The sequence below is a fragment of the Streptomyces sp. B5E4 genome, from assembly GCF_039871555.1.
Taxonomy (GTDB): Bacteria; Actinomycetota; Actinomycetes; order Streptomycetales; family Streptomycetaceae; genus Streptomyces.
On the sequence record NZ_JBDPMI010000033.1, the window covers coordinates 60578 to 81080 of the forward strand.

Consider the following 20503-nt stretch of genomic DNA (forward strand, 5'->3'; position numbering starts at 1 on the left):
GGCGTACACAATTATTGTGGGCGCTTGGTAAATGGCAGTCCCCGCACCCACCGCAGGAGTCCCCGCATGCCTCTCGCGCTGCTCGCGCTGGCCATCGGCGCCTTCGGGATCGGCACCACCGAGTTCGTCGTCATGGGCCTGCTGCCCGAGGTGGCCGACGAGTTCTCCGTCTCCGTCCCCACCGCCGGCTGGCTCACCACCGGCTACGCCCTCGGCGTCTTCGGCGGCGCCCCGCTGCTCACCGCGCTCGGCACCCGCGTCCCGCGCAAGCGGATGCTGATGGGCCTCATGGGCCTGTTCATCGCCGGCAACGTCCTCTCCGCGCTCGCGCCCGCCTTCGGCATCCTGCTCGCCGGGCGCATCGTCGCCTCGCTCGCGCACGGCGCGTTCTTCGGCATCGGCGCGGTCGTCGCCGCCGGGCTCGTCGCCAGGGACAAGCGGGCCGGGGCCATCGCGATGATGTTCACGGGGCTGACCGTGGCCAACGTCGTCGGCGTCCCCGGCGGCACGCTCCTCGGGCAGACCGTCGGCTGGCGGGCCACCTTCCTCGCGGTCGCGGCGATCGGGGTGGTCGGGCTGGCCGGCGTGGCCAGGCTCGTACCCGACCTGCCGCAGGCGCCCAGGGAGCCCTCCTCCCCCGGCGCCACCGGCCTCCGGAGCGAACTGGCCGCGTTCCTCAACGTCCAGGTGCTCCTGGCCATGGGCATGACCGTCGTCGGCTTCGGCGGAGTCTTCGCCGCCATCACCTACATCGCGCCGATGATGACCGAGGTCGCCGGCTACGCCGACAGCTCCGTCACCTGGCTCCTCGCCCTCTTCGGCCTCGGCATGGTCGGCGGCAACCTGATCGGGGGCCGCTTCGCCGACCGCGCCCTCATGCCGATGCTGTACGTCGCCCTCAGCGCCCTGACCGCGACGCTGGCGCTGTTCACGCTCACCGCGCACAGCAAGCCGGCGGCGGCCGTGAGCATCTTCCTCGTCGGGTTCTTCGGCTTCGCGACCGTGCCGCCGCTGCAGAAGCGGGTACTGGACCAGGCCGCCGCCGCACCCACCCTCGCCTCCGCGGTCAACGTCGGCGCGTTCAACCTCGGCAACGCGCTGGCCGCCTGGCTCGGCGGCCTCGTCATCTCCGCCGGCCTCGGCTACACCGCCCCCAACTGGGTCGGCGCCGCCCTCGCCGCCTCCGGCCTGGCCCTCGCGCTCCTGGCCGCAAGGCTGGAGCGCCGCACGGCCCGCGCCGCAGGCGCGGCGACCGCGTCACGCACGGTACGGGTGACGGGCAGCGCGGCAGGCGCCCAAGTCGGCGACGACCTGCAGAAGAACAGCGCCGCCGTACGGAACGAGGACAGCGCCGCCGCACGGACCCATTCGACCACCGCCGACTGACGCGCACCCCCGGCCCGCGTGCCGCGCGACCGGTGCCGACCGTCCGCATCCCCGGCGTACCGGCGCTCCCTACTCCGCCCAGGGCAGGGGGTGGCGCGTGCCGTCCTCGGTGACGGCGCCGCCGCCCGCCTCCATCGCCACCAGTGCCTCGACGGCACCGGTGTCCTCGGCCGCGCCGAGCTGCCGCAGCACGTCGGGCGGGAGCAGGACCGCCTGCCCGGCGGTGGCGGTCTCGGTGCGGCCGCCGCAGGTCACGGTGAGGGAGCCGGAGATGACCATCCAGACCTGCTCGCGGTCGATGGCGTGTACGGGCCCGGACCGGCCGGCGTCCATCCGAACCCGCCAGGTGCTGAGCGCGGCGCTGCCCCGGGAGGGGGTGGCGAGGGATTCCATGGCGGCGTTCGGGGTGGTGACGGTGCGGTCGGGGGTGGGGCTGATGACCTTCATACGTGTAAAGCTCCTTTACTCGAATAGCCTGAGTAAAGGAGTTTTACTCAACCGTGTCAAGATGTCCCCGTGACCCGCGACCCCGACAGCCCGCCGGCGCCCGAGCTGCTGTTCCTGCTCGGCATGGCCTTCCAGCTCGTCCTGACCGAGTTCAACGAGCGGGTGGCCGACGCCGGTTACCCCGACCTGCGGCCGGTGCACGGCATGATCTTCCAGATCCTCGGCGCCGACGGCGCCACCAGCAGCGAACTCGCCACCCGGCTCGGCGTCACCAAACAGGCCGCCGGCCAACTCGTCGACGACCTGGAGCGCCGCGGCTACGTACTCCGCACCGCCCACCCCGCCGGGGGCCGGCGCAAGCTCGTGGTCCTCACCGACGCCGCCCGCCGGCACCTCACCCTCGCCGGAGACGCCCTGCACGGCCTCGAAGCCGAACTCGCCCGCCGCACAGGCGCCGACACCTCTCTCCTGCGCACCGAACTCCTCCGCCTCGTCCACGGCCTCGCCGGCGACGAGCTCCCCCCGCTCCGCCCCGTCTGGTGACCCGGCGCCCGGCCGACGATCGGGGCGGCGACCGAGGGGCCTGTCCGGCATGAGCAGGAGGTCGCGGCCTCAGCTCCGCTGCACCGCCTCCACCAGCCGCTCCATCACCTCACCGTCGCCCTCGATGGTCAGCTCCCCCGCCTCGACCGCCTCGGACAGCGGGCGTTCGCGGGACAGCACCGACTGCAGCGTGTCGTGGTCCGTCGCCACCGCGACGTCCGGGGACCGCGGCTCCTCGCCACGCCGCACCGCGGTCAGCTCGCCGTCGGCGACCTCCACCCGGTACACCTCGCGATCCAGCTCTATGCGGTAACTCGCCGACCACGCCGCGTGCGGCTGCGGCTGGAAGTAGGCGCGCAGCCCGAGCAGCACGGTGTCGGACGTCAGCACCCCCTCCAGGGGTATCACCGGCGAGCGCAGCCCCCACGTGCGCAGGGCGGCGAAGACCGGCTCCAGCTCGCTGCCCCACTCCGTCAGCTCGTACACCTTCGCCGACGCGGGCGGCGGCAGCGTACGGCGCGCGAGCACACCGAAGCGCTCCAGGTCGCACAGGCGTTGGGACAGCACGCTGGGCCCGACGCCGGGGAGCGCGGCCTGCAAGTCGGCGTAGCGGCGGGGGCCCAGGCGCAGCTCGCGCACGACGAGCAGCGCCCAGCGTTCCCCGATCATGTCGAGCGCGTGGGCGATCGGGCACGCCTGCCCGTACGTCCGCCTCTCGTCGCCGCTGCCCCTCGCCATCGCCGCTCTCCTCCCACGCTGCCGATTCTGCTACGAAAAACGTAGCACGAACTCCGAGAAATGTAGTAGCCTTCGGGAAAGCCAGGTGAGGGAGGCGGGTCATGAACGGCACGGCGGAAGTCCGGCCCGAGGCGGAGCGGTTGGTGCGCGTCGGGGAGGTCGAGATCTGTACGCAGACGTTCGGCGCGGCCGAGGATCCGCCGATCTTGCTGATCGGAGGCGCGGAGGCGTCGATGGACTGGTGGGAGGACGGCTTCTGCTCACGCCTGGCCGCGGCCGGGCGGTACGTTGTCCGCTTCGATACGCGCGATACGGGCCGGTCCACGACGTTCCCGGTCGGGGCGCCGACGTACGGCGGCGAGGATCTGATCGCCGACGTGGTCGGGTTGCTCGACGCACTCGGCCTCGACTCCGCGCACCTCGTGGGCGTCTCCATGGGCGGCGGCATGGCCCAGGCCATCGCGGCGCGCTTCCCCGGCCGGGTGGCCTCGTTGACGTTGATCGCCACGAGCCCCAACGGGCCGGGCGGGCCCGACCGCCCCGAGTTGCCGCCGATGAGCGACGAGCTGGCCCGGAAGTTCGCGGAGCCCCAGCCGGGGCCGGACTGGTCCGATCGCGAGTCGGTCCTCGCGCACTTCCTCGCCGGTGAACGCACCTTCGCCGGCGCCATCCCGGTGGACGAGCAGCGTGTACGGCGCGTGGCCGGGCGGGCTTTCGACCGCAGTCCCGCCCCCGCCGCGGCCGCCAACCACTGGCTGCTCGACGACGGAAAGGAGCCGGCCGCGCTGTCCCTCGGCGACATCACCGCGCCGACCCTCGTGCTCCACGGCACGCGCGACCCGCTGTTCCCCTACGCGCACGGCGAGGCGCTGGCCCGCGAGATTCCGGGAGCCAGGCTCGTACCGCTGCAGGGTATGGGCCACCAGATGCCACCCCCGGAGCTGTGGGACACGGTCATAGCCGCGCTCGTCCCGCACACCGGCGCGGCGGGTCGGAGTCGCGGGCGGGGGTGAGACCGAAGGGTCAGAGGATGCGGGCGCGGCGGGCGGCGGTGATCCAGCCGGGGAACTGGGAGAGGAGGCGGTCGTAGAGCTGCGGATCGGGGAGTCCGCTGATGTCGTCGACGGCGAAGAACCCGACGTTGTCCACGCGGCGGCCAACGAGGCTGTCGAACCGCTCCAGTACGCCGTAGTCGGAGGCGCCCAGCCCCACGAACTGCCAGAAGATCGGCTCCTCGACCGCTTCGCGCAGCTCGCGCTCGATCTCGGCGTTGCGGTAGACGCCGCCGTCGGAGAAGAACAGCACGAGTGTCGGATCGGGGGCAGGGTTCTCGCGGACGTAGGCGCGGACTTCGGCGATGACCTTCTGTTCTTCGTTCTGGATACCGACCGTCCGCATGTCGATCTGGCCGTTCTCCAGGCCCTTGCGCTTCTTGCGGGGGCGGAAGAGGGCAAGCTGCCCGACGCGTACGTGCAGTCGTAGCCACTCGGGGAGATCCCCCAGGAGAAGGTCCGGGAGCCGGGCCGGATGGGAGGCGAAGGTCCACGCCTGCATGGCCCCGTCGTCGTCCAACTCCGCGGCGACAGCGGCCATGCGCTCGACGACATCGGCGACGACGCCTTGGGCGTAGAGGCGGGTCATGGAGCCGGAGGCGTCCAGGACGATGATGACGCGCGCGGAGATGTCGGCGGCCCCGTGCTTGCGCAGGGTGATGGCCACCTGCTCCTTGCGGAGCGACAGCCGCTTGCGCATGTCGACGGGCAGGTGCTCCTCGCCCTTGACCAGCCGCGGCCCGCCGGACGCGGCGGGTGCCGGGGCGGGGGCGGGCGACGTGCCGGGTGCCGCGGGCGCGGGCGGGGGTGCCGCCGGGGCTGCGGGCTGAGGTGCCGCCGGCGACGGTGCCGGGGAGGCCGGAGGCGCGGGTGGTGCGGTGGGGGAGGGAGGGGGCGGGGAATCGTCGACCGTGATACCGAAGTCGGTGGCCAGGCCGGCGAGCCCCGAGGCGTAGCCCTGGCCCACGGCGCGGAACTTCCAGCGGTCGCTGCGCAGGTACAGCTCGCCGCCGACGAACGCCGTCTCGGTCGTGGCCTCCATGTCGAAGCGGGCCAGTTCGGCGCCCGTTCCTGCGTCCAGGAGCCGCAGCGACAGCCCGGGCACCTGGCCGAAGGTGCCGCCGTCGGCCGAGGCGCACAGGACGACCCGTTCGATGCCCGGCCCCAGCGAGGTCAGCAGCACCTCGACGGAGTCGGTGTAACGGCCGCCCGCCTGCTGCTTGCCGAGGTGCGTGACCGCCTGGGAGGTGTGCTGCGGCTGGTTGTAGAAGACGAAGTCGCCGTCGTCCCGGACCCGGCCGGCCGCGGTGAGCAGCAGAGCCGAGGCGTCGACGTCGGGTACGCCGGCTCCTTCGGACCAGGAGAGTTCGGCGCGTACCGCGGGGGCGTCGACGGGCAGGTTGGCGCCTTTGGCGAGCGGTCCGGTGGCCATGGAATCGGTCCCTCTCCGATGCGGTCGGGCTGCGGCTGCGGTGACGTGCGGCGCACGCCCCGTGGTTCCGTCGGGAACTCCCGGCGCCGCGGCCGGGTTCCGCGGCCGGTGGCCGGAAGCCTGCCCTGGTCAGGTACAGCGTGTCATGCCGGGGAGGTAGCCGGGCCGGGTGGTGGGGCAGACCACGGGGGTACGCCGCTTGCCGCCGCGGGCTGACGCGGCGGGCCCCCGCCGCGGGCGAGGCTGCTGGCACCCGGATCGTCCGGGGCAACAGCCCTTGGGGAGCAGTTCTCTTGCGCTACGTACGCAGCAACCGCCTTCGTGTCGTCGCCCTCTCCGCCGCCCTGCTCGCGACGGCCACCGCCGGCACCGCCGCCGCGGCCGGCGACGGCAGCACCGACGACCGCGCCACCCGGGGCGCCGAAAGCACCCAGAGCGCCCCGAGCCCCCGGAGCGCCGACCGCGGGGAGCGGCCCGCCGCCTCCCTGACCGGTACCGCGAAGCTCACCCGGTCGCTCGGCGACGACATCACGTTCTCCTTCGACGCCCGCCTCGCCGCGCAGCACAACGACAACCCCCGCAAGGCAACGGGCACGTTCCGCTTCAGCCACTACCTCGGCGGCGAGGGCGCGTGGGCGGAGGCCGACGTCGACTGTCTCGTCACCGGCGGCAAGGTCGCCGTCGTCTCCGGTGTCATCACCGACACCGACCTCCCGGGCGCGAAGGGCCTGCGCGTCGGCGTCACCGTCCACGACCAGGGCCGCCACGACCGGCTCGGCTACAGCTGGGCGGGCACGGGCAGCCCGGTGGAGGACAAGGACCTGGCGCCGTGCGTGAGTTCGGCGCCGTTCGAGAAGGTCAAGCGCGGCACCGGCGATTTCCGGGTCCAGCCCTGGCAGCCGGAGCTCTGAACCGCGGAGTTCCGACGTCGCCCCCGCCCACGACGACTTCGTCGCCCCGGTCGAGCCGGTGGCCCGGCGGGCGGGCCACGACGGTGTGCTCGACCCCCGGGGCGGGTACCTGCAGCTGATGCGCCCGCCCCGGGCGTGAACACCCCCGTCAGCCGGGCAGGGAGACGTACAGGCGGGTGCCGCCGGGGCGGTAGCCGACGCGCGTGTACGTGCCGCGGGAGCCCGCGCCGGAGTACTCCAGCCACACCGATCCGGCCCCGCGGCCGAACATCGCCGCCGTCAGCGCCGCCGTCACCGCCGCCGCGACTCCGCGGCGCCGGTGCGCGGGGCGGGTGCCGACGCCGGCGAGTTCGGCGGTGTCCTCGGCCGGCGGCGAGCACGTCGCGCCGCCGGCGCAGCCGCCGTCCCCGGCCCGTACGAAACGCACCTCCCCGCCGTCCTCCCCCAGCCGCCGCAGCCGCGCCGCGCCCTCGGCCGACGCGGCGAACGCGCCGCCGAACGCCTCGGCGAGCGCCGCGTCCAGCGCCCGGAACTCCGCGTCGGTGGCGGGGGTCTCCACCGTCGGCCCGTTGCCGCGCGGGAGGGGATCGGTGTAGGTGTCCGGGGTGCAGACGAGGTACTCGTGCACGGCCTCCGTGCCGAATCCCGCCGCCCGCAGCGCCGCCGCCACCCGGGGCGCGGCCTGCGGCGCGAACTCCAGCCGCGGCAGCAGCCCCCGCTCCCGGAACGCGCCTATGAGGGCGGCGACGTCGCCGGGGGTGGGGGCGGTGCCGGGCAGCGGGGTCGCGTAGTTGAGGTAGGGGCTGTCGGTGTCGACGGCGAAACCGGCGACGAAGCCGCCGGTCTCGACGACGTCGGGGCGGCGGCGGAGATGGGCGACGGCGAAGTTCTGGACCTGCTTGTCCAGGGGGGTGGCCACGGTGGTATCGACCTCACGAAGTCTCTGACGTGCGGATACGGAAGAGAGCGTGGGGCCGCCGTACGGGACGGGCGGGTCCGGCGGATCGAGCGGGCGGCTCCGCTACCAAAACGGGCGGGCCACTCGGCGCCGACGGCGGCCGCTGACGGGCGCCGGGATCAAAGGCTTCGTTCCTCACCGTGAGTGCGCCGGCGGGCGGCCGGCGGAGGCGTCCGCGAGCGCGCGGACGGCGGCCAATGTCCCATGCCGGCTGCCCCCATGCAACGCCTTTCCGGGATGAGACCGGAATGTCAGCGGGGGGTGCCACAGTACGGGCCATGGACATCGATCGGTTCTGGCACCTCGTCGAATCGGCGCGCTCCTCCGCGGCGGCGGACGGCGTGCCCTTCGACGAGGCGCTCGTGGGACTCCTCGCGGGGCTCACCCGGCGGGAGATCCTGGAGTACGCGGAGCGGTTCGGCGAGGTGCACGGTGCCCTGTACCGCTGGGACGTGTGGGCGGCCGCGTATCTCATCGGAGGGGGCTGCTCGGACGACAGTTTCATGGACTTCCGCGCCGGGGTGATATCCCTCGGCCGCGAGTGGTACGAGCGCGTGGTGGCCGCGCCGGACAGCCTTGCCGAGCACCCGGACGTCGCCGAGGCCGCGCGGGATTACCGGGACGAGATCCTGTTCCAGGAGGAGGTCAACTACGCGGCGGGCGCCGCCTTCGAGCGGCTGACGGGGAGCAGGGACGCCTTCCACGAGGCGTGGGCGGAGTACCGGCCGGCGGACGGCGAGGGCGCCGCGGCGCATGACATGGGGGAGGACTTCGACTTCGACGACGACAGGGAGATGCAGAAGCGCCTGCCGCGCCTGGCGCGCCTGTACCTGGGGGCGGCCGACCGGGCGTAGCCGGCGGTACGCCGCGCCTGGCCGGAGCCTTCGGACAGCGCTCCGGCCAGGTCTGGGGCCGGGGTCAGTCCGCGAGGGGGAGGTAGACGCGGTTGCCCGCGTCTGCGAACTCCCTGGACTTCTCCAGCATGCCGCGTTCGATCTCCTCGGCGCTCAGCTCCACCGAGTCGTCGGAGCCGAAGCGTTCCGTGATGCTCCTGCTGATCTTCATCGAGCAGAATTTAGGGCCGCACATCGAGCAGAAGTGCGCCGTCTTCGCCGGCTCCGCCGGCAGTGTGGCGTCGTGGAACTCGCGGGCCGTGTCCGGGTCGAGGGCCAGGTTGAACTGGTCCTCCCAGCGGAACTCGAAGCGGGCGTCCGACAGGGCGTCGTCCCAGTCCTGGGCGCCCGGGTGGCCCTTGGCGAGGTCCGCGGCGTGGGCGGCGATCTTGTACGTGATCACGCCGGTCTTGACGTCGTCGCGGTCCGGGAGGCCCAGGTGTTCCTTCGGCGTGACGTAGCAGAGCATCGCCGTGCCCCACCAGGCGATCATCGCCGCGCCGATGCCGGAGGTGATGTGGTCGTAGGCCGGCGCGATGTCGGTGGCCAGGGGGCCGAGCGTGTAGAACGGGGCTTCTTCGCAGATCTCCTGCTGGAGGTCCACGTTCTCCTTGATCTTGTGCATCGGGACGTGTCCCGGGCCCTCGATCATGGTCTGCACGCCGTGGGACTTCGCGATCCGGTTCAGCTCGCCGAGCGTGCGCAGCTCCGCGAACTGCGCCTCGTCGTTGGCGTCCGCGATCGAGCCGGGCCGCAGGCCGTCGCCGAGGGAGAACGTCACGTCGTACGAGGCGAGGATCTCGCACAGCTCGTCGAAGTGGGTGTAGAGGAACGACTCCTGGTGGTGGGCCAGGCACCAGGCGGCCATGATGGAGCCGCCGCGGGAGACGATGCCCGTCTTGCGGCGGGCGGTGAGCGGGACGTAGCGCAGCAGGACGCCGGCGTGGACGGTCATGTAGTCGACGCCCTGCTCGCACTGTTCGAGGACGGTGTCCTTGTAGACGTCCCAGCTCAGTTCCTCGGCCCGGCCGTCGACCTTCTCCAGCGCCTGGTAGAGCGGCACGGTGCCGATGGGGACGGGGGAGTTGCGCAGGATCCACTCGCGGGTGGTGTGGATGTTGCGGCCGGTGGACAGGTCCATGACCGTGTCGGCGCCCCAGCGGGTGGCCCACGTCATCTTCTCCACCTCCTTCTCGATGGAGGAGGTGACGGCCGAGTTGCCGATGTTGGCGTTGACCTTCACCAGGAAGTTCTTCCCGATGATCATCGGTTCGGACTCGGGGTGGTTGACGTTCGCGGGGAGCACGGCGCGGCCGGCCGCGATCTCGTCGCGGACGAAGGCGGGCTCGACGCGCTCGCGCAGTGCGACGAACTCCATCTCGGCGGTGATCTCCCCGCGTCTGGCGTACGCGAGTTGGGTGACCGCCGCGCCGCGGGCGCGCCGCGGCTGGCGCGGGCGGCCGGGGAAGACGGCGTCGAGGTTGCGCAGGCCGCCGCGGGGCGAGGTGTGTTTGAGGCCGTCGTCCTCGGGGCGGGGCGGGCGGCCCGGGTACTCCTCGGTGTCGCCGCGGGCGATGATCCAGTTGTCGCGCAGCGGGGTGAGCCCGCGGCGTACCTCGGTGTCGATGGTCGGGTCGGTGTACGGCCCGGACGTGTCGTACAGCGTCACGTCCTGGCCGTTCGTGAGGTGCACGCGCCGCACCGGGACCCTGATGTCGGGCCGTGCGGGGTGCTCGATGTGGTCCTTGTGCCAGCCGATCGCGGTGGATTCCGCCGACTTCGCGGAATCCGCGGACGCCGCGGACTTCGCGGAGTCCCCGGTGGCGGGCGTACGTGCATCCGAAACGGTCATGGAGACCCACTCCCTACGCCGGCATTACCCGGTAACAGGTTCGGCGGTCGGCGCAGCTTGGGTCCGGATCCGGATCCGTCAGCGCCCTCTCAGCCCGGTGCTCCGAGCTCCCGCGGTGTGCAGTTCGCCGACCACGCTAACCGCTGCACGCACCGGTACGAAAGAGGGCCCCGCGCCGCTCCTGCGATGATCGGGCCGTGACTGATTCGCACGGCCACGGCCACCACCACGGCCACGGCCATACCCACGGCGCCCAGGACCCGCCCGCCTCGCACCGGCTGCGTACGGTGATCGCCGCGGTGCTCGTCCCGTTCGCGCTGGCGGTGCTCGCCGGGCTGATCGCGCTGTGGCCGGGCGGTGAACCGGCGGGCGAGCGCAGCGGCATCGGCTTCGACCAGGAGCGGCAGCGGGCGAAGGTCACGAAGGTCGAGGAAGTGAAGTGCGCGGACGTGGGCGCGCAGATCCAGGAGCAGGGGCCGCCGGCCGGCGGTGGCGATCCGGACGAGCCGCGGCCGGACGAGGACGCGGTGTGCGAGCAGGCGACGATCGAGGTGACGTCGGGCAAGCACGCCGGGCGGACCTTCACGGAGATCGTCGCGCCGGATGCGTCCCGGCGGTACGACGTGGGGCAGGAACTCGTCGTCTCCTACTCGCCGAAGGCGCCGCGTGAGCTGCAGTACGCCGTCTCCGACGTGGTACGGACCGTGCCGATGGCGGCGCTGGCGCTGGTGTTCGCGGGGGCGGTGGTCCTCGTCGGGCGGATGCGCGGGCTGGCGGCGCTCGCGGCGCTGGCGGTGAGCTTCGCCATCCTGATCCTGTTCATTCTGCCGGCGATCCTCGACGGGTCGAATCCGCTGGTGGTGGCGGTGGTCGGCGGCAGCGCCATCATGCTGATCGCGCTCTATCTGTGTCACGGCTTCAACGCGCGTACGTCGGTGGCCGCCCTCGGCACGCTGACGTCGCTGCTGCTGATCGGGCTGCTGGGCTCGCTGTTCATCGGCTGGTCGAAACTGACCGGGAACACCGACGACTTCACCGGGCTCATCCACACCCAGTACCCGGACATCGACATGAGCGGGCTGCTGCTCGCGGGGGTGCTGATCGGGTCGCTCGGGGTGCTCGACGACGTGACGGTGACGCAGGCGTCCGCGGTATGGGAGCTGCGGCAGGCCGATCCGTCGGCGCCGTGGCGGAAGCTGTACGCGTCGGCGATGCGGATCGGGCGCGATCACATCGCGTCGGTGGTGAACACGCTGGTCCTGGCGTACGCGGGGGCGGCGCTGCCGCTGCTGCTGCTCTTCACGATCGCCGACCAGGGCGTCGGCACGGTGGCGACGAGCGAGTTCGTCGCCGAGGAGATCGTACGGACCCTCGTGGGCAGCATCGGGCTGGTCGCCTCGGTGCCGCTGACGACGGGGCTCGCGGCGCTCGTCGTCTCCGCCGACCGCCGCCACGGGGCGGGGCCGGTGCCGGGCGGGGGCACGGGACCGGGTGCCGGGATGGCACCGGGGCCGGGGACCGGCGTGGGACCGGGGCCGGGGACCGGCATGGGACCGGGACCGGGTGCCCCTGCAGGACCGGGAGCCGTTTCCGGGCCGGGTGCCTGGGCGGGCACGGGCTCCGGCGCTGCCGCGGCTCCTCCCGAGGGCCGCTCCCGCCGCCGGGGCGGCGGCGGACGGCGGCGCCGGAGGTAGCGCCGGAGACGAGGGGGCGGTCGGCTACCAGTCGTTCTTCGACGACGACGCGGTCATGAACTTCCGCACCAGGAAGATCGCACCGGCGATCAGCGCCGCGGCCAGCAGCACCTTGAAGAGCAGGCCGATGATGAAGCCGACCAGCGCCATGATCAGGCTGCCGAAGACCACCAGCACGATCGCCGGGATCAGCACCCACGTCACCCACCACGGCAGTCCCGCGGTGATCTCTTTCACGGACACGGTCATTCCTCCTCCGGTACGCCGGGGTTGTCCCGGTGCCTTCGATGCTAGGACGCCGCACGGGCGGATGGGAGTGCCCCCTGCCCCGGTCCACCCCGGAACGAACCCCGAGGCGACCCTGAGGGACTGATTCACGCCTCGGGTGGAGAGAAGACCACCAGAACCCGGAGATCCTCGGTGATGTGGTGGAAACGATGCGGCACGCCCGCGGGCACATAGACGACGCAGCCCCTGCCGACCTGCAGGGTTTCGTCGCCGACTGTGACGGAGCCGCGACCGCTCATGATCACGTAGACCTCGTCCTGGCGGTGGGGCTGCTGCGGATCGGGCGCTCCGGCGTCCAGCGCGTAGAGGCCCACCGACATGTTCCGCTCGCGCACGAACTGCAGGTACGCTCCGTCGTTCGCACGGCGCTCCGCCTCCAGATCGTCCAGCCGGAATGCCTTCATCGTGCTCCGCCCTCCGCGTCCATGGTGCTCCCGACTACCTCTGGAACGATCAACACATGAAGACTTTCCTGATCAAGACCCTCGCCAACGCGGCCGCCCTCGCGGTCGCGGTCTGGCTGATCCCCGACATCGGGCTGACCGGTCACGACAATGCCGACAAGGTCGTCACGCTGCTGCTGGTCGCGTTGATCTTCGGCGTCGTGAACTTCATCGTCAAGCCCCTCGTGCAACTCCTGTCGCTGCCGCTGCTGGTGCTGACCCTCGGGCTCTTCACGCTCGTGATCAACGCGCTGATGCTGATGCTCACCTCCTGGATCGCGGACAAAGCGAACTTGAGCTTCCATGTGGAGGGATTCTGGACGGCGGTGCTCGGCGGCCTGGTGATCAGCATCGTGTCGTGGGCGACGAGCATGGCCCTCGACCGGGACTGAGAGCCGACGGTGCCGGTACGGGCACGGAGCGGCACCTTCCGGGCCGCACGACCCCGCCCGCGGTACGGGCCGGGAGAGCCCGGCGCCGGCCGGCCCGCCGCACGGGCCGGCGCGGAGCGGAGCGGCGGGCTCCGGGGGCGGGGAACCGGCCACCGGCACCGGGCGTCCGCGCCCCGGCTGAGGCAGGATGGACCGCATGCGAACGAGCGAACGCCCCCTCCCCGCGCCTTTCCGCGTCTGCTTCGTCTGCACCGGCAACATCTGCCGCTCGCCGATGGCCGAGACAGTCTTCCGCGCCCGTGTCGCGGAGGCGGGGCTCGGCGGCGAGATCGAGGTGGACAGCGCCGGCACCGACGGCTGGCACGTCGGCGAGGCCGCCGACCCGCGCGCCGCCGCCGTGCTCACCGGGCACGGCTACGAGCTGGCGCACACCGCCCGGCAGTTCACGCCCGACTGGTTCGCCGAACGCGACCTCGTCCTCGGCCTGGACGGCGGGCACGTCCGCAGGCTGCTCAAGATCGCGCCGACGCCCGTCGACGCCGAGAAGGTGCGGCTGCTGCTCTCCTTCGCGCCCGACGTCGACCTGACCGACGTCGAGGACCCGTACTACGGCGGCACCCGCGGCTTCGAAGAGGCTCTGGACCTGATCGAGACCGCCGCCGAGGGCCTGCTCCAGGCCGTACGCGACGAACTCACCGCCCGCCCGTGAGCCCCCCGGCGGCCGGCACCCCCCGGGGCGTCGAGACCCGCGCCGCCGCGCTCGCCGGCGCTCCCGTACGCGCCGCGCGCCCCGTCGGCGGCGGGGACATCTCCGCCGCGCACCGCCTCGAACTCGCCGACGGCCGCCGCGTCTTCGCCAAGACCCGCGCCGGCGCCCCCGCCGCCTTCTTCGCCGCCGAGGCGCACGGCCTGCGCCTCCTCGCGGACACCGGCACGGTCCCCGTCCCCGCCGTGCTCGGTGAGGAGCCGGGGATGATCCTGCTGGAGTGGATCGAGCCCGGCCCCGCGACCCCGGCGCAGGCCGAGCGGCTGGGCCGCGACCTCGCCGCGCTGCACGAGACCCCCGCCGCCGCCTTCGGCACCTCCTGGCCCGCCTACATCGGTTCGCTCCCGCTGCCGTCCCCGGGCGCCCCCGAAACCCCCGGCACCCCGGATCCGGCTCCGGAACCACCCCCTGAGCACGCCGGACATACGCCTGCCTCCCCCGCTGACTGGCCCGCCTTCTACGCCGGGCACCGGCTGCTTCCCTTTCTACGCCTCGCCACTGACAACGGCGCCCTCACGCCCGCGGACACCCGCGCCGTCGAGCGGCTCTGCGACGTGATCGACGAGGTCACGGGACCGCCGCAGCCGCCCGCCGTCATCCACGGCGACCTGTGGTCGGGCAACGTGCAGTGGTCGGCCGGCGACCGCGCGTACCTCATCGACCCCGCCGCGCAGGGCGGCCACCCCGAGGTGGACCTCGCGTTCCTGGAGCTGTTCGGCTGCCCGCAGCTCGGGCGGCTGCTCGGGGCGTACGAGGAGGTACGGCCGCTGCCCGGCCGGCGCGGCCGGGTGCCGCTGTACCAGCTTCACCATCTGCTCGTGCACGCCGCGCTGTTCGGCGCCGGCTACGGCGCGCAGTGCGGCGCCGCGGCGCGCACCGCACTGGAAGGAGCCGGCCGATGACACCGGACCACCCCCCGCACACCGGCCCGCCCCCGCGGGACACCGCCGAAGCCGCCGAAGCCCCCGAAGCCGCCCGAACCGGCGCCCCCCAAGCCGACGCCGACGCCACCCGCGTCGTACGCGCCGGCCTCCCCGCCCCCGAGCCGTACGAACCCGCCCTCCCCGGCCCCGTCTTCGCCGCCCACTATCACCTCCCCGGCGACGTCACCGCCGCCCCCTACGACTACGGCCGCGACGCCAACCCCACCTGGACCCGCCTCGAAGCCGCCCTCGCCGAGCTGGAGTCGCCCGGCGTCCCCGCCGAGGCGGTGGCCTTCGCCTCCGGCATGGCCGCGATCACCGCCGTCCTCATGGCCGTCCCCGGCCCGCCGCGCGACGGCCCGCCCCGCGGCCACGTCGTCCTCCCTTCCGACGGCTACAACCTCGTCCCCGGCGGCCTCCGCGCCCTCCTCGAAGAGCACGGCACCGACGTACGCGCCGCCCCCACCGCCGGCGACGCGCAGGCCGAACACCTCGACGGCGCCCGCCTGCTGTGGCTGGAGACCCCCTCCAACCCCGGCCTCGACGTCTGCGACATCCGCCGCCTCGCCGGCGTCGCGCACGCCGCCGGCGCGCTGGTCGCCGTCGACAACACCCTGCCCACCCCCCTCGGCCAGCGCCCCCTGGAACTCGGCGCCGACCTGTCCGTCGCCAGCGGCACCAAGGCGCTCACCGGCCACGGCGACGTCCTCCTCGGCTACGCCGTCACCCGCGACCCCGCGCTCGCCCGCCGGCTGCGCACCTGGCGGAAGACCGCGGGCGCCATCCCCGGCCCGATGGAGGCGTGGCTCGCGCACCGTTCGCTGGCCACCCTGGAGTTGCGTACCGGGCGGCAGGCGGCGAACGCCCTCGCCGTAGCCGAAGCGCTGCGCGCGACGCCCGGGGTACGGGACGTACGCCACCCCGGTCTGCCGTCCGACCCGGCGCACGCGCTCGCCGCGCGCCAGATGCGCGCCGGGCGGTACGGGTGCGTGGTGGCGTTCACGCTGCCGGACCGGGCGGCGGCGGAGCGGTTCCTGGGCGCGGCGCGGCTGGTCGACGAGGCGACGAGCTTCGGCGGCGTGCGCTCGGCCGCGGAGCGGCGCGGGCGGTGGGGCGGGGACGCGGTGCCGGAGGGCTTCGTCAGGTTCTCCGCGGGCGTCGAGGACACCGCGGACCTCGTCGCCGACCTGCGTGCGGCGCTGGCGCAGGCCCTCGCCCGCTGACGCCCCGCCCGACCGTAAAAGCCCAGCAAAAGGGATAAAACTCGCGTAAAACAGCAATGCGTGTGTTCATGGTGTGTGGGGGAGCCGCGGGCACGCGGGTCGAGAGCCGCGTCGAGACGCCCGTCGGCACAGCTCTCAAGGGAGATCACACCATGCGTAAGATCGCCGCAGCACTGGGCGCGGCCGGGATCATCGCCCTGGCCCCCCTGACCGGCGCGAGCGCGCAGCCCGTCGCGACCCCGGCGGACAACCCCCAGACCACGGTCCAGCAGCAGGGCCCGCGGGGCCCGAAGGGCGACAGCGCGAGCAACTGGGGCCTGCTGGGCCTGGCCGGCCTGCTCGGCCTCGCCGGTCTGGCGAAGAAGTCCGGCACGGGCAAACGCCGCGACGTCTCCGACCGCGCCGCCCAGACGACGGGCACGCGCCGCGAGTACGGCACGGAGCCCGAGCACGGGCGTGGGCATGGTCATGGGCATGAGCACGGGCACGGCAAGGAGGCCGGCCACATGCGCACGTCCGACGAGGACATGCGCGGCGGCGGCAAGCAGGACATGCCCGGTGGCAAGCACGGAAAGCACGGCATGCACCGCGGCAGGCACGGCATGTCCGGCGAGACGTCCGGCACTTCGGATGCGTCCGGCATGAAGGGCGGCGAACCCGGCGCGTCCGGCGGTGCGTCCCGTACCTCCCCCTCGCCCGACCCCGGCCGCACCACCCACAGCGACATCACCGGCGGCACCGCGCACGAGAGCACGCCCGGCACCGACGAGAGCGGCACCACGCACCGCGTCTACGGCAAGGACGAGCCGGCCCCCGGCGACGACAAGCGGCGGTGACGGCCCAGGCACCCCACCGCCGGATCCCGACCGTCCCGTCGCGCCCCCGCGCCCCGCGCGCGCCCGGCGCGGCGGGACGGGGGTGTGCCCGCCCCACGCACCGGCCCGCCGGTTTCCTCCGGCGGCCGCGGGTTTCGACCGGCGCCCCGCGTGTCACATACCTCCCATGACCGTGTCCCACCGGCCCGTGGTCAAGCGCACCGCCCGCGCCGTCCTCCTCGACGGCGACGAGATGCTGCTCATCAAGCGCACCAAGCCGGGCCGCGAGCCCTACTGGATCACCCCCGGCGGCGGCGTCGAGCCCGCCGACGCCTCCGTCGTCGCCGCGCTGCACCGCGAGGTCGACGAGGAGTTGGGCGCCCGCGTCACCGGCGTCGTCCCCGTCTTCGTCGACACCGTCCCCGAGGGCGAACACGGCGTGAAGGTCCAGCACTTCTTCGCCTGCCGGCTGGCGTCCATGGACCCGGCCCGGCGCCACGGCCCCGAAGTCGACGAGCCCCGCGGCGAGTACGAGACGGTGCGCGTCCCCTTCAGCCGCGAGGGCGTCGACTCCGTCGACGTCGTCCCGCCCAGCCTGCGCGCCTATCTGCGTACGAACATCGAGGGCGTCCTCGCCGTCCTCGCCGACGACTTCGGCTAGCGGGGCGCTGCGCGCCGGTGCGCGTCACACGCCGGTACGCGTCAGCGCGTACGCCTCCCGCAGGTCCCGCCCGCTGTACGCGTGCGAGGCGAGCCCGCTCACATGGTGGTCGGCGTTCACGGCCACCGACCGCGGCACCACCGCGAACAGGTCGGTGTCCGACATGGAGTCCCCGTACGCCACGCAGTCCGCCCGCGTCAGTCCGTACTCCGCGCAGAGCAGATCCGCGATCCGGACCTTGTCCGGCGGCCCCAGGATGCCCGCCATGTCCACCGGTTCGCGGAACGGCAGCGCCGGGAACCGCGATCCGTGCGCCGCGTGCACCCCCCACTCCAGCAGCCGTTCGACGAAGAACCCGGGAGCCAGCGAGATGACCGCGCAGTGCTCCCCGCGGTCGGTGATGTCCGCCCACACCTCGCGGATCCCCGCGAGCCACGGCGCGCCCGCGAACGCGCGGACCAGGATCTCGGGCGTGAGGCTGCTCCACATGCCGTGCGCGTGCTCGGCGTAGTCGTACGTGTCGATCTCGCCGGAACCGAACGCCGCGTCCAGCGCCTGGAACTCCGCGACCAGGCCCAGTTGCCGCGCCAGCTCGATGTTCGCGGAGGAGCCGTGCAGCAGGGTGCCGTCCATGTCGAAGATGTGCAGCCGGGACATGGCCGTGAGGCTAAGACGTGCGCAGCGCGCGGACAACCGAATACTCGCGCCGCACCGTCGGCGGGGTCAGTCCGGGTCGTGCTCCGGGCCGCCGTAGTCGGGGCTGGTGAAGTCGGGGCTCGAATAGCTCGGTCCGTCCTTCGACTGGCCGTCGTCGGGACTGGAGAACGCCGGTCGGGAGTAGCCCAGGCGCGGGGTGCGGGTGGCGGTGGGGTCGGTACGCACCGCGGGGTACGCCCCGCCGCCCCCGGCGCCACCGGCCTCGGGCCCTGCGTCCGGGCCGCCGCCGTCGGGACCGCCGGGCTCCGTGCCGCCGGCGAGCGCCTCCTCGATGAAGGGCTGGATGCCGCGTTCGAGCAGTGCCGCGCGCCACTCCTCGCGGGCGCGGTCGACCTGCTCGGTCAGATCCCGGCTGGCCGCCGCCCTGATGGACGTCGAGCCGTTGCGCACGGCCGTCAGCAGCAGCGCGACCATCGAGATGACGATGGCGGCGACCGCGAGGATCGCGAAGATCCAGCCCGCCTGGCGCATCGAGGACGCCACGGCCGGCTCGGGGTCCATCAGGTGCAGCAGATAGCCGACGAGCAGGAAGATGACCGCCGCCGTACCGGCCAGCACCGGCACCAGCACCGCAGCCGCCGCGGCCACGCCCGCGCTGGAGTTGCCGCCCTGGCCGCCGCCCCGCGCGCCGGTGAAGATGCCCTCCGCGCCGCCCAGTGTCCCGCCGCTCGCCGAGGGCCGGCGCAACTCCGTGCGCAGCCCTACGTACCGCTGGTATTCGGCCGACGCGCTCGCGGAAATCTCCGCCGTGGCACCGAGAGCGCGGGCGCGGAGCTGCTCGGGATTGAGCGGGCGCCCACGGCCGGCGCCGACCGCGAACTCGGCACCGTGCAGCGCGGTATCGAGGAGCCGCTCGAACTCCGGGCGGTCCTCTGTCAGCAGATGCGACGCACTGGTCATGTGCTTGTGCTCCCCCGGATGGGCAGGCAACAAGGCAAACGGGGACGGAGCGTGCCTGCGGCGCTAGGCCCTGGGCGGCAGAGCCTATTACCGATGGTAGAGCGCTTCACGTATGGCGGATAAGTGTCTTTTCAGAAAAGGAGGTTCCGTATTAGAGCACGCCGGGCGGACGCGCGCTACCGCCCGACCAGCGGAAGTCGCACGACAAGCAGTTTTCCGGCCATGGTGACCCCTCCGTCCATGGCGATGGCCAGGTCGTCGGCGTAGATGTGCGGGCCCTGTACCGAAGCGCCGCGCTCCTCGGGGTCGGTGTCCTCGCTGGGCACTTCCCCGAGCAGATACGGGATCGGGCTGTGCCCGTGGACGAGTCGCTCGCCGCCGTACCGGCCCAGCAGTTCCCGTACCGCCGAGGGTCCCGTCTCCTCGTCGCGGAAGGCGAAGCGCTTGGTGAACTTGCGGAAGAGATCCCACACCTCGTCCGCGTCCGAGCGGGCCAGGATGTCGTGGATGGTGTCGTTGACGCCCTCGATGGAGTCGCCGTAGTCGAGGTACGCGGTGGTGTCGGAGTGCACCAGGAGGTGGTCGTCCTCCTCGTGGATGGCGTCGAGCCGCGCCATCCACTGCAGGTGGACGTCCTCCAGCCGCTCCATGTCGGTGCGCTGGCCGCCGTTGAGCAACCAGGCGGCCTGGAAGGACGCGGTGCCGGCACCGGAGTTGACCGGCGTGTCGCCGAAGCGCTTGGCGCCGAGCAGCAGCAGCTCGTGGTTGCCCATGAGCGCCTTGCAGTAGCCGCCGGCGGCCGCCGCCTCGGCGGACAGCCGCATGACGAGGTCGATGACGCCGATGCCGTCGGGGCCGCGGTCGGTGAAGTCGCCGAGGAACCACACGCGGGTGTTCCCGGCGATCCAGCGGTAGGCCTCGTCGATGATGCCCTGGGCGCGCAGGGCGGCCCGCAGCTCGTCGAGATAGCCGTGGACGTCGCCGACGACGTACAGCGGGCCGTAGCCGCCGCTCTCGCCGGGCCTGATCACCGGTAGGTCGGCCTGGGTCGGGGTGTACCCGTCGTCGGCGTGCCCGAAGGCCTCGCCGGCGGCCGGTGCCGCGGGGACGGGGGGCGCCGCCCCGGCGGGCACCCCAGCCGTGGTCCGCAGCCCCGGCGTCTGACCGGCCCCCTGTTGCATCGAACCCCTCCACCGCCTAGCCGTTCTGCCACCGGGACACGACCCGGCCGCCATGGGACCGGGTGCCGCTCCCCCATGCAGGTGGAGGAGATCCGCGGTGTGCGTGCGCCCATCATAGAAATGCCTGTCGCGCCTTGTGCGGTACCAGGGGCCGCCAATTGGCTCCGGCTGCGGAAGACGGCGCGCGCCGGGCCACCAGAACCGGGCAAACGGGGCACGACCGGCGCGGGGGGAGCGCGGGGTGGGGGCCGTGAGGGTGCATGAGGTGTCGTACGGCGCGGGGTGCCG

22 protein-coding genes and 1 riboswitch are annotated in these 20503 nt (G+C 73.2%); of the genes, 12 read left to right on the plus strand and 10 right to left on the minus strand.

Translation table 11 applies throughout. The annotated features are described in order from the left end of the window. The first annotated feature begins 66 nt into the window (after nt 1-66). A complete protein-coding gene (locus ABGA99_RS30700) occupies nt 67-1386 on the plus strand; it encodes an MFS transporter (protein ID WP_347579672.1) in 1320 nt (439 codons plus the stop codon). A 69-nt stretch (nt 1387-1455) separates the two neighbouring features. Here ABGA99_RS30700 and ABGA99_RS30705 read toward each other — a convergent pair whose 3' ends face one another. After that, on the minus strand, nt 1456-1833 hold the full coding sequence (locus tag ABGA99_RS30705) for a cupin domain-containing protein (protein ID WP_347579673.1): 378 nt from the start codon (nt 1831-1833) through the stop codon (nt 1456-1458). A 69-nt stretch (nt 1834-1902) separates the two neighbouring features. Here ABGA99_RS30705 and ABGA99_RS30710 point away from each other — a divergent pair, with 69 nt between their 5' ends. After that, nucleotides 1903-2376 carry a MarR family transcriptional regulator gene (locus ABGA99_RS30710; protein WP_347583890.1) on the plus strand — a complete coding sequence of 158 codons (474 nt, stop codon included), beginning with the start codon at nt 1903-1905 and terminating at the stop codon, nt 2374-2376. A 69-nt stretch (nt 2377-2445) separates the two neighbouring features. Here ABGA99_RS30710 and ABGA99_RS30715 read toward each other — a convergent pair whose 3' ends face one another. Continuing rightward, nucleotides 2446-3114, minus strand: a complete 669-nt coding sequence (locus ABGA99_RS30715) for a winged helix-turn-helix transcriptional regulator (protein WP_347583891.1) — start codon at nt 3112-3114, stop codon at nt 2446-2448. A 101-nt stretch (nt 3115-3215) separates the two neighbouring features. On the opposite strand from ABGA99_RS30715, the gene ABGA99_RS30720 reads away from it, so the two are divergent. Next, nucleotides 3216-4127, plus strand: coding sequence for an alpha/beta hydrolase (locus tag ABGA99_RS30720; protein WP_347583892.1), 912 nt, complete (start codon nt 3216-3218; stop codon nt 4125-4127). Between the two features lie 10 nt (nt 4128-4137). Here ABGA99_RS30720 and ABGA99_RS30725 read toward each other — a convergent pair whose 3' ends face one another. Further along, a complete protein-coding gene (locus ABGA99_RS30725; RefSeq protein WP_347583893.1) occupies nt 4138-5598 on the minus strand; it encodes a VWA domain-containing protein in 1461 nt (486 codons plus the stop codon). Nucleotides 5599-5891: 293 nt separating this feature from the next. On the opposite strand from ABGA99_RS30725, the gene ABGA99_RS30730 reads away from it, so the two are divergent. Then, the gene (locus ABGA99_RS30730) at nt 5892-6509 is read left to right on the plus strand and encodes a Repetin (protein WP_347579678.1); all 618 of its coding nucleotides are present in this window, start codon (nt 5892-5894) and stop codon (nt 6507-6509) included. 148 nt (nt 6510-6657) lie between these two features. On the opposite strand, the gene ABGA99_RS30735 is transcribed toward ABGA99_RS30730, so the two are convergent. Then, on the minus strand, nt 6658-7416 hold the full coding sequence (locus ABGA99_RS30735; protein ID WP_347579751.1) for a GNAT family N-acetyltransferase: 759 nt from the start codon (nt 7414-7416) through the stop codon (nt 6658-6660). A gap of 329 nt (nt 7417-7745) precedes the next feature. On the opposite strand from ABGA99_RS30735, the gene ABGA99_RS30740 reads away from it, so the two are divergent. Further along, nucleotides 7746-8321, plus strand: coding sequence for a DUF4240 domain-containing protein (locus ABGA99_RS30740; RefSeq protein WP_347583894.1), 576 nt, complete (start codon nt 7746-7748; stop codon nt 8319-8321). Nucleotides 8322-8385: 64 nt separating this feature from the next. Here ABGA99_RS30740 and thiC read toward each other — a convergent pair whose 3' ends face one another. Further along, the gene (thiC, locus tag ABGA99_RS30745) at nt 8386-10212 is read right to left on the minus strand and encodes a phosphomethylpyrimidine synthase ThiC (protein ID WP_347583895.1); all 1827 of its coding nucleotides are present in this window, start codon (nt 10210-10212) and stop codon (nt 8386-8388) included. Continuing rightward, nucleotides 10205-10336, minus strand: a riboswitch (TPP riboswitch). Its footprint overlaps the gene before it by 8 nt. A gap of 73 nt (nt 10337-10409) precedes the next feature. On the opposite strand from thiC, the gene ABGA99_RS30750 reads away from it, so the two are divergent. Then, nucleotides 10410-11906: a YibE/F family protein gene (locus ABGA99_RS30750; RefSeq protein WP_347583896.1), complete on the plus strand. Its 1497-nt coding sequence runs from the start codon at nt 10410-10412 to the stop codon at nt 11904-11906. Between the two features lie 24 nt (nt 11907-11930). Here the strand turns inward: ABGA99_RS30750 and ABGA99_RS30755 are convergent, their stop codons facing one another. Together ABGA99_RS30755 and ABGA99_RS30760 are read right to left on the minus strand one after the other, a co-directional pair. Beyond that, entirely contained in the window at nt 11931-12143 is a 213-nt protein-coding gene (locus ABGA99_RS30755; protein WP_047020110.1) for a DUF5326 family protein, read from the minus strand. A gap of 137 nt (nt 12144-12280) precedes the next feature. Next, nucleotides 12281-12598: a cupin domain-containing protein gene (locus ABGA99_RS30760; RefSeq protein ID WP_101423481.1), complete on the minus strand. Its 318-nt coding sequence runs from the start codon at nt 12596-12598 to the stop codon at nt 12281-12283. 56 nt (nt 12599-12654) lie between these two features. Here ABGA99_RS30760 and ABGA99_RS30765 point away from each other — a divergent pair, with 56 nt between their 5' ends. From ABGA99_RS30765 to ABGA99_RS30790, 6 genes are all read left to right on the plus strand, one after another. After that, a complete protein-coding gene (locus tag ABGA99_RS30765; RefSeq protein WP_347583897.1) occupies nt 12655-13029 on the plus strand; it encodes a phage holin family protein in 375 nt (124 codons plus the stop codon). 187 nt (nt 13030-13216) lie between these two features. Then, the gene (locus ABGA99_RS30770; protein ID WP_347579683.1) at nt 13217-13738 is read left to right on the plus strand and encodes a low molecular weight protein-tyrosine-phosphatase; all 522 of its coding nucleotides are present in this window, start codon (nt 13217-13219) and stop codon (nt 13736-13738) included. Then, on the plus strand, nt 13735-14697 hold the full coding sequence (locus ABGA99_RS30775; protein WP_347583898.1) for a fructosamine kinase family protein: 963 nt from the start codon (nt 13735-13737) through the stop codon (nt 14695-14697). The genes ABGA99_RS30770 and ABGA99_RS30775 overlap by 4 nt, the downstream gene beginning before the upstream one ends. Beyond that, on the plus strand, nt 14694-15941 hold the full coding sequence (locus ABGA99_RS30780) for a cystathionine gamma-lyase (RefSeq protein WP_347583899.1): 1248 nt from the start codon (nt 14694-14696) through the stop codon (nt 15939-15941). The genes ABGA99_RS30775 and ABGA99_RS30780 overlap by 4 nt, the downstream gene beginning before the upstream one ends. Nucleotides 15942-16093: 152 nt before the next feature. Then, nucleotides 16094-16777, plus strand: a complete 684-nt coding sequence (locus tag ABGA99_RS30785) for a WGxxGxxG family protein (protein WP_347579686.1) — start codon at nt 16094-16096, stop codon at nt 16775-16777. Between the two features lie 166 nt (nt 16778-16943). After that, nucleotides 16944-17417 carry an NUDIX hydrolase gene (locus ABGA99_RS30790; protein ID WP_347579687.1) on the plus strand — a complete coding sequence of 158 codons (474 nt, stop codon included), beginning with the start codon at nt 16944-16946 and terminating at the stop codon, nt 17415-17417. A 24-nt stretch (nt 17418-17441) separates the two neighbouring features. Here the strand turns inward: ABGA99_RS30790 and ABGA99_RS30795 are convergent, their stop codons facing one another. The 3 genes from ABGA99_RS30795 to ABGA99_RS30805 form a co-directional block, all read right to left on the minus strand. After that, complete coding sequence (locus ABGA99_RS30795) at nt 17442-18074, minus strand: HAD-IB family phosphatase (RefSeq protein WP_347579688.1); 633 nt, start codon at nt 18072-18074, stop codon at nt 17442-17444. Nucleotides 18075-18140: 66 nt separating this feature from the next. Then, a complete protein-coding gene (locus ABGA99_RS30800) occupies nt 18141-19034 on the minus strand; it encodes a hypothetical protein (RefSeq protein ID WP_347579689.1) in 894 nt (297 codons plus the stop codon). A gap of 176 nt (nt 19035-19210) precedes the next feature. After that, on the minus strand, nt 19211-20215 hold the full coding sequence (locus tag ABGA99_RS30805) for a metallophosphoesterase (RefSeq protein WP_347579690.1): 1005 nt from the start codon (nt 20213-20215) through the stop codon (nt 19211-19213). Nucleotides 20216-20503: the final 288 nt, after the last annotated feature.

What these genes read in the sequence shown, in the direction of transcription:
- ABGA99_RS30700 (WP_347579672.1), top strand. Translation starts at nt 67, where the DNA reads ATGCCTCTCGCGCTGCTCGCGCTGGCCATCGGCGCCTTCGGGATCGGC.
- ABGA99_RS30705 (WP_347579673.1), bottom strand. Translation starts at nt 1,833, where the DNA reads ATGAAGGTCATCAGCCCCACCCCCGACCGCACCGTCACCACCCCGAAC.
- ABGA99_RS30715 (WP_347583891.1), bottom strand. Translation starts at nt 3,114, where the DNA reads ATGGCGAGGGGCAGCGGCGACGAGAGGCGGACGTACGGGCAGGCGTGC.
- ABGA99_RS30720 (WP_347583892.1), top strand. Translation starts at nt 3,216, where the DNA reads ATGAACGGCACGGCGGAAGTCCGGCCCGAGGCGGAGCGGTTGGTGCGC.
- ABGA99_RS30725 (WP_347583893.1), bottom strand. Translation starts at nt 5,598, where the DNA reads ATGGCCACCGGACCGCTCGCCAAAGGCGCCAACCTGCCCGTCGACGCC.
- ABGA99_RS30740 (WP_347583894.1), top strand. Translation starts at nt 7,746, where the DNA reads ATGGACATCGATCGGTTCTGGCACCTCGTCGAATCGGCGCGCTCCTCC.
- thiC (WP_347583895.1), bottom strand. Translation starts at nt 10,212, where the DNA reads ATGACCGTTTCGGATGCACGTACGCCCGCCACCGGGGACTCCGCGAAG.
- ABGA99_RS30760 (WP_101423481.1), bottom strand. Translation starts at nt 12,598, where the DNA reads ATGAAGGCATTCCGGCTGGACGATCTGGAGGCGGAGCGCCGTGCGAAC.
- ABGA99_RS30765 (WP_347583897.1), top strand. Translation starts at nt 12,655, where the DNA reads ATGAAGACTTTCCTGATCAAGACCCTCGCCAACGCGGCCGCCCTCGCG.
- ABGA99_RS30770 (WP_347579683.1), top strand. Translation starts at nt 13,217, where the DNA reads ATGGACCGCATGCGAACGAGCGAACGCCCCCTCCCCGCGCCTTTCCGC.
- ABGA99_RS30780 (WP_347583899.1), top strand. Translation starts at nt 14,694, where the DNA reads ATGACACCGGACCACCCCCCGCACACCGGCCCGCCCCCGCGGGACACC.
- ABGA99_RS30785 (WP_347579686.1), top strand. Translation starts at nt 16,094, where the DNA reads ATGCGTAAGATCGCCGCAGCACTGGGCGCGGCCGGGATCATCGCCCTG.
- ABGA99_RS30790 (WP_347579687.1), top strand. Translation starts at nt 16,944, where the DNA reads ATGACCGTGTCCCACCGGCCCGTGGTCAAGCGCACCGCCCGCGCCGTC.
- ABGA99_RS30795 (WP_347579688.1), bottom strand. Translation starts at nt 18,074, where the DNA reads ATGTCCCGGCTGCACATCTTCGACATGGACGGCACCCTGCTGCACGGC.
- ABGA99_RS30800 (WP_347579689.1), bottom strand. Translation starts at nt 19,034, where the DNA reads ATGACCAGTGCGTCGCATCTGCTGACAGAGGACCGCCCGGAGTTCGAG.
- ABGA99_RS30805 (WP_347579690.1), bottom strand. Translation starts at nt 20,215, where the DNA reads ATGCAACAGGGGGCCGGTCAGACGCCGGGGCTGCGGACCACGGCTGGG.